8 protein-coding genes and 1 other annotated feature are annotated in these 11,878 nt (G+C 47.3%); all 8 genes read right to left on the bottom strand.

Features of this window, described 5'->3' with window-relative positions:
* Positions 1 to 41: 41 nt before the first annotated feature.
* A complete protein-coding gene (rpoC, locus tag A4V09_RS18095; RefSeq protein WP_065543570.1) occupies positions 42 to 3,755 on the bottom strand; it encodes a DNA-directed RNA polymerase subunit beta' in 3,714 nt (1,237 codons plus the stop codon).
* A gap of 15 nt (positions 3,756 to 3,770) precedes the next feature.
* Positions 3,771 to 7,613: a DNA-directed RNA polymerase subunit beta gene (rpoB, locus tag A4V09_RS18100; protein WP_065543571.1), complete on the bottom strand. Its 3,843-nt coding sequence runs from the start codon at positions 7,611 to 7,613 to the stop codon at positions 3,771 to 3,773.
* A 231-nt stretch (positions 7,614 to 7,844) separates the two neighbouring features.
* Positions 7,845 to 8,429: a Crp/Fnr family transcriptional regulator gene (locus tag A4V09_RS18110; protein ID WP_242963863.1), complete on the bottom strand. Its 585-nt coding sequence runs from the start codon at positions 8,427 to 8,429 to the stop codon at positions 7,845 to 7,847.
* Positions 8,430 to 8,739: 310 nt separating this feature from the next.
* A complete protein-coding gene (locus tag A4V09_RS18115; protein WP_274537176.1) occupies positions 8,740 to 9,339 on the bottom strand; it encodes a helix-turn-helix domain-containing protein in 600 nt (199 codons plus the stop codon).
* A gap of 115 nt (positions 9,340 to 9,454) precedes the next feature.
* Positions 9,455 to 9,829, bottom strand: a complete 375-nt coding sequence (gene rplL / locus A4V09_RS18120; protein WP_018596966.1) for a 50S ribosomal protein L7/L12 — start codon at positions 9,827 to 9,829, stop codon at positions 9,455 to 9,457.
* Positions 9,830 to 9,899: 70 nt separating this feature from the next.
* Positions 9,900 to 10,400: a 50S ribosomal protein L10 gene (gene rplJ / locus A4V09_RS18125; protein ID WP_065543574.1), complete on the bottom strand. Its 501-nt coding sequence runs from the start codon at positions 10,398 to 10,400 to the stop codon at positions 9,900 to 9,902.
* A 63-nt stretch (positions 10,401 to 10,463) separates the two neighbouring features.
* Positions 10,464 to 10,604 (bottom strand) — a sequence feature (ribosomal protein L10 leader region).
* 57 nt (positions 10,605 to 10,661) lie between these two features.
* A complete protein-coding gene (locus A4V09_RS24615) occupies positions 10,662 to 10,802 on the bottom strand; it encodes a hypothetical protein (protein WP_157123524.1) in 141 nt (46 codons plus the stop codon).
* Positions 10,803 to 10,850: 48 nt separating this feature from the next.
* Positions 10,851 to 11,876 carry a peptidylprolyl isomerase gene (locus tag A4V09_RS18130; protein ID WP_065543575.1) on the bottom strand — a complete coding sequence of 342 codons (1,026 nt, stop codon included), beginning with the start codon at positions 11,874 to 11,876 and terminating at the stop codon, positions 10,851 to 10,853.
* Positions 11,877 to 11,878: the final 2 nt, after the last annotated feature.

An 11,878-nucleotide genomic window follows, 5' to 3' on the forward strand; every position in this document is an offset into this window, starting at 1 on the left:
CGGTCATTTTTCCGGAAAAGCGGTCTTTTGTATTTTTTGCTTTATTCTTCTGTCAGTTCAGCTTCCTCTTCCTCCTCGGAAAGTTCCACCTCATCAACCTCATCCGTCAGCCGGACAACTTCTTCTTCATCCTCCGCCGGAAGTTCATCCAGGGCCTCAGCAAGTTCAAAGTCATCGTCAATCTCCTCTTCATCCTCAATCAGATCTGTATCAAGTTTGATATTGGAGTAGCACTTCATACCTGTTCCTGCAGGAATCAGCTTACCGATGATAACGTTCTCTTTCAGACCGATCAGCGGGTCAATCTTGCCCTTAATAGCAGCTTCTGTCAGAACCTTTGTAGTCTCCTGGAAGGAAGCTGCGGACAGGAAGGAATTGGTTGCCAGGGATGCCTTAGTGATACCAAGCATAACCTGTTTTCCATCTGCCGGCTCTTTGCCCTCTTCAACCAGTTTTTCGTTCTCTTCCTGGTAGTCCAGAACGTCAACCAGGGTACCCGGCAGGAATTCTGTATCTCCATTGTCCTCAATGCGGATCTTCTTCAGCATCTGGCGAACGATAACCTCGATATGCTTATCATTGATCTCAACACCCTGCAGACGGTATACACGCTGTACTTCCTGGATCATATAATCCTGAACAGCACGGACACCCTTGATCTTCAGAATGTCATGAGGATTCACGCTGCCTTCTGTCAGCTCATCACCAGCCTCCAGAAACTGACCGTCCTGAACCTTAATACGGGAACCGTAGGGGATCAGGTAAGTCTTGGAATTGCCATCCTCATTGTCTGTGACAATGATCTCACGTTTTTTCTTTGTATCCTTTAATGTTGCAACACCTTTGATCTCCGTGATAATAGCAAGACCTTTTGGCTTTCTTGCCTCAAAAAGCTCCTCCACACGGGGAAGACCCTGTGTGATATCACCGCCGGCCACACCACCGGTATGGAAGGTACGCATGGTAAGCTGTGTACCTGGTTCACCGATAGACTGGGCTGCAATGATACCTACGGATTCACCTACCTGAACAGGCTCACCTGTAGCCATGTTGGCGCCGTAACACTTGGCGCAGACACCGATGTGGCATTTACATGTGAGGATGGTACGGATCTTAACGGAATCAAACGGCTTGCCCTTTTCATTCACACCTTCGTTTACCACGCGGGCAGCACGTCTCGGGGTGATCATATGGTTTGCTTTTACAATTACATCGCCTTTGGCGTTCTTGATGGTCTCACAGGAGAAACGTCCTGTAATACGCTCCTGAAGGCTTTCGATCTCTTCTTTTCCGTCCATGAAGGCTTTTACCCACATACCCGGAATCTCGCCTCTGTCTTCACAGCAGTCCACTTCGCGGACGATCAGGTCCTGGGAAACGTCAACCAGACGTCTTGTCAGGTAACCGGAGTCAGCGGTACGCAGAGCTGTATCGGACAGACCTTTACGGGCACCATGGGCGGACATGAAGTATTCCAGTACGTCCAGACCCTCACGGAAGTTGGACTTGATGGGCAGCTCGATGGTGTGACCTGTTGTATCGGCCATCAGACCACGCATACCAGCAAGCTGTTTGATCTGCTTATCGGAACCACGGGCACCGGAGTCAGCCATCATGAAGATGTTGTTGTACTTATCAAGTCCTGTCAGCAGAGCCTTGGTAAGCTCATCATCCGTCTTCTTCCATGTTTCAACTACTTCTTTATATCTCTCTTCCTCCGTGATCAGACCACGTTTGAAGTTCTTGGTGATAAGGTCAACCGTATCCTGTGCCTTTTGGATCATCTCAGGCTTCTGAGGCGGCACAGTCATATCGGAGATTGATACGGTCATGGCAGCTCTGGTTGAGTATTTGTAACCTGTGGCCTTGATCTTATCCAGCACCTCTGCGGTTCTGGTGGCCCCATGGGTGTTGATCACTTTTTCCAGAATCTGTTTTAACTGTTTCTTGCCTACCAGGAAATCAACTTCCAGTTTCAGTTCATAGCCCGGTACAGAACGGTCCACAAATCCCAAATCCTGAGGAATGATCTCATTGAACAGGAAACGTCCCAGTGTGGAATCCACAGTGTCCTGCATTACCGTGCCGTCCGGCAGGGTCTTGCTGCAGAATACATGGATCCTGGTCTGCAGTGTGATATATCCGTTCTCATAAGCCAGAATGGCTTCATTTACACTCTTAAAGTGTTTGCCTTCACCCTTAACTCCCGGCCTCTCCTGTGTCAGATAGTAGATACCGAGAACCATATCCTGTGAGGGAACAGCCACCGGACCACCGTCAGACGGTTTCAGCAGGTTGTTTGGAGACAGGAGCAGGAAACGGCACTCTGCCTGAGCCTCAACGGACAGGGGAAGGTGTACAGCCATCTGGTCACCATCAAAATCAGCGTTGAACGCAGTACAAACAAGGGGATGCAGTTTGATTGCTTTACCTTCAACCAGAATCGGTTCAAATGCCTGGATACCCAGACGATGCAGGGTAGGAGCACGGTTTAACATGACCGGATGCTCTTTGATAACATCTTCCAGTACATCCCATACTTCCGGTTCCAGCTTCTCCACCATCTTCTTGGCATTCTTAATGTTGTGGGCAGTGCCGTTGCTTACCAGCTCTTTCATAACGAAAGGCTTAAACAGCTCGATCGCCATCTCTTTTGGCAGACCGCACTGGAAAATCTTCAGTTCAGGTCCAACCACGATAACGGAACGTCCTGAATAGTCCACTCGCTTGCCCAGAAGGTTCTGACGGAAACGTCCTGATTTACCTTTCAGCATATCGGAAAGGGATTTCAGTGCACGGTTACCCGGTCCTGTGACCGGACGGCCACGGCGTCCGTTGTCGATCAGAGCATCTACCGCCTCCTGGAGCATTCTCTTTTCATTGCGGACAATGATGTCAGGAGCGCCCAGTTCAAGCAGCCTTTTCAGACGGTTATTTCTGTTGATGATCCTTCTATATAAATCATTTAAGTCAGATGTGGCGAAACGTCCGCCATCTAGCTGTACCATAGGACGAAGGTCCGGCGGAATGACAGGTACCACTGTCATGATCATCCACTCCGGACGGTTCCCGGATTCACGGAAGGCTTCCACAACCTCAAGACGTTTTACAATACGGGCGCGTTTCTGGCCTGTAGAATCCTTGAGGCCTGCTTTCAGCTCTTTGGATTCTCTTTCCAGGTCAATGGCCTCCAGCAGTTCCATAATGGACTCCGCACCCATTCCTACCCGGAATGCGCCGTCGCCGTATTTTTCTCTGGCATCCTGGAACTCTTTCTCTGTCAGCACTTGTTTGTACTGCAGTTCCGTTGTTCCTGCATCCAGGACAATATAGTTGGCAAAGTACAGGACCTTTTCCAGTGACCTTGGGGAAAGGTCCAGGATCAGTCCCATTCTGGAGGGGATCCCCTTAAAGTACCAGATATGGGAGACCGGTGCTGCCAGTTCAATATGGCCCATACGCTCCCTGCGGACACTGGCTTTTGTCACTTCAACGCCGCATCGGTCGCAGACAACGCCTTTATAACGGATCTTCTTGTATTTGCCGCAGTGACATTCCCAGTCCTTGCTCGGTCCGAAGATCCTTTCGCAGAACAGGCCGTCTTTTTCCGGTTTTAAGGTTCTATAGTTAATGGTTTCCGGTTTTTTAACCTCGCCTCTGGACCAGTCCCGGATTTTCTCCGGGGACGCCAATCCAATCTTGATGGCATCAAAGGTCATTGGCTGATATGCCTCTTTATTTGCTGTTTCTGGCATTGTGGACTCCTTTCCTTACTCCTCGACAAGAGTATCATCATCTAAGCTCAAGAATGCTTCTTCATCCTCTTCCGGCTCATCCTCCACGTCTACTAATTCTTCACCCTCGAATTCCTGTTTGGAGAATCCGTAGTCACCGTATTCTTCCTCGCCGCGGTGTTTGGAATCACCTTCAATGATGGAGCGCATATCTGTCTCGCCATAGTCGATATTCTCCATGATCTCCACTTCTGTCATGTCTTCTCTGAGGACTCTGACATCCAGACCCAAGGACTGCAGCTCCTTCAAAAGTACCTTGAAGGACTCCGGAATACCAGGCTCCGGAATATTGTCGCCCTTGATAATCGCTTCATAAGTTTTCACACGTCCGATCACATCATCGGATTTCACTGTCAGGATCTCCTGCAGTGTGTAGGAAGCACCATAAGCCTCCAGTGCCCAAACCTCCATCTCTCCGAAACGCTGGCCGCCGAACTGGGCTTTACCACCCAGAGGCTGCTGTGTTACCAGGGAGTATGGGCCTGTGGAACGCGCGTGGATCTTATCATCTACCAGGTGATGCAGCTTCAGGTAGTGCATGTGTCCGATGGTTACAGGACTGTCAAAATATTCACCTGTACGTCCGTCACGGAGTCTTACTTTACCGTCACGGGAGATCGGCACGCCTTTCCACAGCTCCCTGTGGGCTCTGTTATCATAAAGGAACTGTAAAACCTCCGGGCGCACCGTATCTTTATGCTTTGCCTCAAAGTCTTCCCATTCCATGTTCACATAATCATTTGCAAGATCCAGAGTATCCTGGATATCATTCTCGTTGGCACCGTCAAATACCGGTGTGGCAATGTTGAATCCAAGGGCTTTTGCCGCAAGACTCAGATGGATCTCCAGCACCTGCCCGATATTCATACGGGAAGGCACACCCAGAGGGTTCAGTACGATGTCCAGCGCACGTCCGTTGGGAAGGAATGGCATATCCTCCACAGGAAGTACACGGGACACAACACCCTTGTTACCGTGACGGCCGGCCATCTTGTCACCCACAGAGATTTTTCTCTTCTGTGCAATATAGATACGGACTGCCTGATTCACACCGGGGGACAGCTCATCGCCGTTCTCTCTTGTAAATACTTTTGCATCCACAACAATACCGTACTCACCGTGAGGAACCTTCAGGGAAGTGTCACGCACTTCACGGGCCTTCTCACCGAAAATAGCACGGAGCAGCCTCTCCTCCGCAGTCAGCTCTGTCTCTCCCTTAGGAGTCACTTTACCGACCAGGATATCGCCTGCGCGGACCTCGGCACCGATACGGATGATCCCACGCTCGTCCAGGTCTTTTAAGGCATCATCACCTACACCCGGTACATCACGTGTGATCTCTTCCGGTCCTAACTTTGTATCTCTGGCTTCTGCCTCATACTCTTCAATATGCACAGAAGTATAGACATCATCCTGTACCAGCCTTTCGCTTAACAGGACGGCATCCTCGTAATTGTAACCCTCCCAGGTCATGAAACCGATCAGGGGGTTCTTGCCAAGAGCCAGCTCACCATTGGAGGTGGACGGACCGTCAGCGATCACCTGTCCTGCTTCTACATGCTCCCCTTTGGTCACGATGGGCCTCTGGTTGTAGCAGTTGCTCTGGTTACTTCTCATGAACTTGGTAAGGCGGTAAGTGTCTTTTGTACCGTCATCATTGCGCATAACGATCTCTTTTGACGCTGCGCACTCTATGGTGCCGGCTTTTTTCGCCACTACACAGACACCGGAGTCAACGGCAGCCTTCACTTCCATACCGGTTCCTACAACAGGAGCCTCTGTGGTGAGAAGCGGAACGGCCTGGCGCTGCATGTTGGATCCCATCAGCGCACGGTTTGCATCATCGTTCTGCAGGAAGGGGATCAGGGCTGTAGCCACAGAGAACACCATCTTGGGAGATACGTCCATGTAGTCAAACATATGACGTTCATATTCCTGTGTTTCATCCAGATAACGTCCGGAAACGTTCTTATGGATAAAGTGCCCTTCCTCGTCCAGCGGCTCATTGGCCTGCGCAACATGGTAATTATCTTCTTCATCTGCGGTCATATAGACCACTTCATCTGTAACCCGCGGATTCTTGGGATCTGATTTGTCAATCTTACGGTACGGTGCTTCCACAAAGCCGTACTGGTTGATCCTGGCATAGGATGCCAGGGAGTTGATCAGACCGATGTTAGGTCCCTCAGGGGTCTCGATAGGGCACATTCTTCCGTAATGGGAGTAATGTACATCTCGAACCTCGAAGCCTGCACGGTCTCGTGACAGACCGCCGGGGCCAAGTGCGGATAGACGTCTCTTATGGGTCAGCTCACCCAGAGGGTTGTTCTGATCCATGAACTGTGACAGCTGGGAGGACCCGAAGAATTCCTTCACGGCTGCTGTAACCGGTTTGATATTGATCAGGGACTGGGGAGAAATACCCTCCATATCCTGTGTTGTCATTCTTTCACGAACCACTCTCTCCAGTCTGGAAAGACCGATCCTGTACTGGTTCTGCAGCAGTTCACCTACTGCACGGATACGTCTGTTGCCCAGATGGTCGATATCGTCATCATTTCCCAGACCGTATTCCAGATGCATGTTATAGTTAATGGAAGCAAGGATATCTTCTTTTGTGATATGCTTCGGAATCAGCTCGTGGATCTCACGATGGACTGCATCCTTGATATCTTCAATATCCTCATTTTCTTCCAGTATCTTAGCCAGGACAGGATAGTAGACCAGTTCGGTCACTCCCATCTCAGCCGGATCTGCGTCCACATAATTGGTGATATCCACCATCATGCTTGAAAGGACTTTGATGTTACGCTCTTCGCCCTGGATCCATACATAAGGAACTGCCGCATTCTGGATCTGATCAGCCAGTTCTTTTGTTACAACTGTGCCGGCCTCCGCCATGATCTCACCTGTTGTGGTATCCACAACCTCCTCAGCCAGTATATGGCCTGCGATACGGTTTCTCAGCAGCAGCTTTTTGTTGAATTTGTAACGGCCTACTTTTGCCAGGTCGTAACGTCTTGGGTCAAAGAACATACTGGTGATCAGGCTCTCTGCGCTCTCCACAGCCAGCGGCTCACCCGGACGGATTTTTTTGTATAACTCCAGAAGACCTTCCTGATAACTCTCAGCAGTGTCTTTTGTAAAGCTGGCTAATATCTTCGGTTCCTCACCGAATAACTCTATAATTTCTGCATTCGTGCCAATACCTAAGGCACGGATCAAAACTGTAATAGGGACTTTTCTGGTTCTGTCTACACGTACATAGAATACGTCATTGGAGTCGGTCTCATATTCCAGCCAGGCACCCCTGTTCGGGATAACGGTACAGGAATAAAGGGTTTTGCCCAGTTTATCATGAGCGATAGAGTAATAAATCCCCGGAGAACGTACAAGCTGGCTGACAATAACTCGTTCAGCGCCGTTGATCACGAAGGTACCGGTTGCTGTCATTAACGGCAGATCACCCATGAAGATTTCATGTTCACTGATTTCGTCATTCTCTCTGTTGTATAATTTTACCCTTACTTTCAAAGGAGCTGCAAAAGTAGCATCCCTCTCCTTGCATTCCTCGATGGAGTATTTTACCTCATCTTCACACAAAGTAAAGTCAACAAATTCCAAGCTTAATTTACCGCTGTAATCGGCGATTGGAGAGATATCTTCAAAAACTTCTTTAAGACCTTCGTCCAGAAACCACTGGTAAGAGTCTTTCTGTACTTCAATGAGGTTCGGCATTTCCAGTACCTCTTTCTGGCGCTGGTAGGTCATTCTCATGCTCTTACCGGTTGTAATGGGACGGATTCTATTTTTCTCCATTGACGTTTCACCCCTTGTATGTTTTAATTTTATTATGCTTATACCTGAGCCTCCCAAAGGAAGTTTCCCAATTACAAAGTTTAATTTCATTCATAAATAGAGAGACAGGCATAACTTGCCATAATAGTGCATTTCTCACTATAACACACCCTGTCAAGCGTGTCAACCATTTTTTGTTAAAATATTTTTGCGCTTTCTGGGCATACTGTCCCTGTGCTTTTCCCCTGTATTTCACAGCATTTCCTGCAGTTTCTCCACATTTTCCATATACATTTCCTGCCCCCGGATTCTGAAACACCCCTCTCTTTCCATCATTTTTAACTCCTGATTCAGAGAAGACCGGCTCACATGGAGCATATTTGCCAGAATGGACCGGGACAGAGGCATGTGCACGGTCTCCCCGGGAACAATGTCATTCATTCCCACGATCCAGTAAGCGATGCGCTCCCGGATGGTCTGATAATTCAGACAGTTAAGGTAAAGCTGGTCCTTCAGCCCACGCCGGGATATATAGAGCAGAAGAGAATACATCAGCAGACTGTCCCGTTCCAGCATTTCTCCCAAAACCTCAACCTGAACCCAGGCAACTGTGGATTTCCTGGCAGCCACCAGGGTATAGGTATAATATTTTTTTCCGGAGAAATAGAGCAGTTCCGGAAAGATATCATTTTTTTCAAAATATGCATGACACAATTCATCCCCATTGACGGTCTGGTCCACTGCCTTCAGAATGCCGTCCAGCACGATCCCAAAATGATCGATCTTACTCCCCTGGGGACAGATAAGCTCTGACCTCCGGTATGTTTTGCAGTTCATATGCGGCTTGTAAATGCAGCTGCCCATACAGAGGTCCGCAAAGGGAACCGGACAGCTTTTTTCGGTTCCACAAAAAACTTGTGCATATAAATCCCTCCCAACCTTTAACTTTAAATCAAAAAAGAGAAACGCAAAGAGGGGCTGCCTAAAACAGCTCCTCATTGCGTTCCTTCTATATTGACAAAAGACCCATAGCATCAGGTTCTTTTCCCCTGGCACCATCGGTCTTTTATTTAACAAGTCTTCCTCCCTTACGGAGGGAATCCTAACTGTATCCTGCATATTCATGATGAGATCATACATATTTCAATTATCTGTGTTGGAAAATTCTTTTTTTAAACGATTTAATTTTAGAAATATATTTGCTTGTATAAATCACTGCTATAATAAGCATTCCAAAAGATATACCGGCACAGAGCGACGCAATATTTTCCGTGACTCCACTGTCGGCCAGACCCATTCCCTCCAGAATTATAAAACCCATAAAACACAATACGCCAATCCAAGAGAAAATATGCAGTTTTTTCATCAGCCTCATTTTCTCATCACTGCTATAATCCGCAACCTTCAATACGGTTTCCTCTAAATCTTTATTCATCTTCTCACTCTTCCTTTCTCCATCAAGTAATTCCCTGAGATCCACATCATAATAATCTGCCATTTCAACAAGGATATCCAAATCGGGCATATTGTTCCCTGTCTCCCATCGCGAAACAGTTCTTCCGGTCACATTAAAATGTTCCGCTAACTGCTCCTGGGTAAGCCCTTTTTCTTTGCGGAGCATTTTGAAAAAACCCCCTATCTTTTTCTGGTCCAATTCCTTGTTCCTCCTTTCAACGTTAGTATAGTCCGGGAACGCCGCATATAACACGACACTGAGTGAGAAATACCGTATTTTACTACCGGACATACCGTGTCTGGTCCTAAAAGGGGTGTCCCCTTGCGCTGCCAAGACACAGCCGGTACATAAAAAACCCCGGGACTGCCTGAAAAACAGACAGTTCCGGGGTTCTATATAAGCGAAATTATTTAAGTGTAACTTTAGCGCCTTCGCCTTCAAGTTTTGTTTTGATTTCCTCAGCCTCAGCTTTGGAAGCAGCCTCTTTAAGGACTTTCGGAGCACCGTCAACAACTTCTTTAGCTTCTTTTAAGCCTAAGCCGGTAACCTCACGAACAACTTTGATAACTTTAACTTTGTTAGGACCAACCTCTGTCAGTTCTACATCAAACTCATCTTTCTCTTCTGCTGCTGCTGCACCATCACCTGCTGCTGCAACTACAACGCCTGCTGCTGCGGATACACCGAACTCTTCTTCGCAAGCTTTTACTAATTCATTTAATTCTAATACAGATAACTCTTTGATCGCTTCAATAAATTCAGCTGTTGTTAATTTTGCCATTTTTATTTACCTCCGATTTTTTAATTTATTTTCTTTTTGATTGTACATCTGACTTTGTCAGTGTATTGGCTTACTCTGCTGCTGCACCGCTCTGCTGTTCAGCAATCTGGTTAAGCACACGAGCAAAGTTTGTGATAGGAGACTGGATACTTCCAAGCAGTTTTCCAAGCAGTTCTTCTCTAGAAGGAACTTTGGAAAGTGCCTCGATTCCTGCCTTGTCGTAGTAAGCGTCTTCCACAACACCTGCTACTAATTCCAGAGTCGGAACTTCCTTTGCATATTTTGCAAGGATTCTTGCCGGAGCAGTTGCATCTTCCATACATACTGCCAAAGCGTTTGTTCCCTCTAAATGCTGACATAACTCTTCACAAGAAGTTCCTTTGAAAGCAAAGTTCATCATTGTGTTTTTGTATACTTTGTAAGTAACACCAGCTCCTCTTAATTCCTTACGCATTTTTGTATCCTGCTCAACAGTGATACCTTTGTAGCTTACTAACACTACGGATGCGGCATCTTTAATACTGTTGGCAATCTCTTCTACGATTGGTTTTTTGAGTTCTACTTTTGCCATGAATTAGTGCACCTCCTTATTTTTTTAGGCTGCGCTGCACATATATCGAAAGGTACTTCAATAATTAGTACGAAAAAAACCTCTCTGCATAGACAGAGAGGCTTCATCAATCCTAATAATTGCAAGAATGAATCTTTCCTCGGCAGGCGTTTTATCCTTATGCCTAACGGCACCTGCTGTCTTCGGCAGCTATTCCTGTATTAAAATATCATGCGGGACAAGTATTGTCAAGCTTTTTCTTCAAAAAACTTGATCAAAATATTATCTATCTTTGTATCCACTGTACTGCGCGCCTTTTACCGGGGTCAGACCCGGGGCCACGGAAAGCTGGTAATCCCGGCTTCCGTTTTCTGTAAATGCTGCCAGTTCCATTCCCTTGATCTGGTTTTCCAGAACTCCCATTTTGGGTTCCCCGTCGTACTGCCCTTCCGGGATACTTCCATAATCTCGTCACTGTAAAAGAATCTCTTTTGCCGCTTCTTCCAGCTTCCTGCTTTTTTCTTTTACTTTCGCTTTTTTTACCTGCTCCTGAATTGCCTGCTCCGCTCTCTCTGTCTGGACCCGGCTTTTCAGGATTCCCTCTGCCTGCTCAAAAGGCAGGACTCCGTTTTCCACTCTTTCCAGACATTTCATAATGAGAATATTTCCGCCTGCTGTGAAGGGTTCGCTTATTTCGCCCTTCTGCATGGATGACGCCAGTATCCAGCGCATACTGTAGACACCGCTTTTTCCCTCCTGGGTATCAAGCGTATTCATCTCCAGCTCATAAAAGTTGATTTCGGGATGATCTGCCTCAAGCTTTTCCCGGCTGTTTTCTGCTTTTATGGCTTCTGCTGCCTCCTGAAGTTCTGCTGCGTTCTCAACTTTTGTTTCCGCCACAAACATTTTCACCCCTGTATCATAGCCATACTCATTCTGACGTTCACGGTAAGCTGTTTGCAGCTCCTCCCGGGAAAGTGTCTGTTCTTTTTTCAGCTTCTCCATTAATTCAGCTTCCAGTTCAGAGTATGCATACTGGTAATAGGACTCTTCCGTGTAGGAGGACAAGCCATAAGCCACCCCACCGGATGTCCCCTTCTTTAAACGCGAGGCATTCTCTTCCTCCATGGCGGATTTCATGGCACTGTAGTCCATATCTGCCTGTATCCCATTTTCCTTTGCCATGGATGAAAGCGTCTTCTTATATATCAGGTCTTCCTTTGCCAGGTTCATGATGACCGACAGCGGTGTCCCCCCATCCACCTCTGTTGTCCAAAAATCTTTCCTGTTTGCCTCGTCTGTGGAATAGCCGCTTTTTACCTGTGCCTGGAACCGCTTTATCTCTGACTGGTACTCCTCTTTTGCCACGTCCTGTCCGTTTATCTCCATCACAGTGCGCAGTTCTTCCGGTTTTTGAAATCTGATATAAAAAACCAGCCCGCCCAGGAGCAAAAGGACTATGACAAAAACAGCGTCAACAATATATTTTTTCCGCATTG

The sequence above is a fragment of the Blautia pseudococcoides genome (assembly GCF_001689125.2).
Classification (GTDB): domain Bacteria; phylum Bacillota; class Clostridia; order Lachnospirales; family Lachnospiraceae; genus Blautia; species Blautia pseudococcoides.

Excerpts from the sequence above, each read along its gene's own strand:
- rplL (WP_018596966.1), bottom strand. The coding sequence starts at position 9,829 with ATGGCAAAATTAACAACAGCTGAATTTATTGAAGCGATCAAAGAGTTA.
- A4V09_RS18110 (WP_242963863.1), bottom strand. The coding sequence starts at position 8,429 with ATGAACTGCAAAACATACCGGAGGTCAGAGCTTATCTGTCCCCAGGGG.
- A4V09_RS24615 (WP_157123524.1), bottom strand. The coding sequence starts at position 10,802 with ATGGGAGTTCTGGAAAACCAGATCAAGGGAATGGAACTGGCAGCATTT.
- rplJ (WP_065543574.1), bottom strand. The coding sequence starts at position 10,400 with ATGGCAAAAGTAGAACTCAAAAAACCAATCGTAGAAGAGATTGCCAAC.
- rpoB (WP_065543571.1), bottom strand. The coding sequence starts at position 7,613 with ATGGAGAAAAATAGAATCCGTCCCATTACAACCGGTAAGAGCATGAGA.
- A4V09_RS18115 (WP_274537176.1), bottom strand. The coding sequence starts at position 9,339 with ATGTCCGGTAGTAAAATACGGTATTTCTCACTCAGTGTCGTGTTATAT.
- A4V09_RS18130 (WP_065543575.1), bottom strand. The coding sequence starts at position 11,876 with ATGCGGAAAAAATATATTGTTGACGCTGTTTTTGTCATAGTCCTTTTG.
- rpoC (WP_065543570.1), bottom strand. The coding sequence starts at position 3,755 with ATGCCAGAAACAGCAAATAAAGAGGCATATCAGCCAATGACCTTTGAT.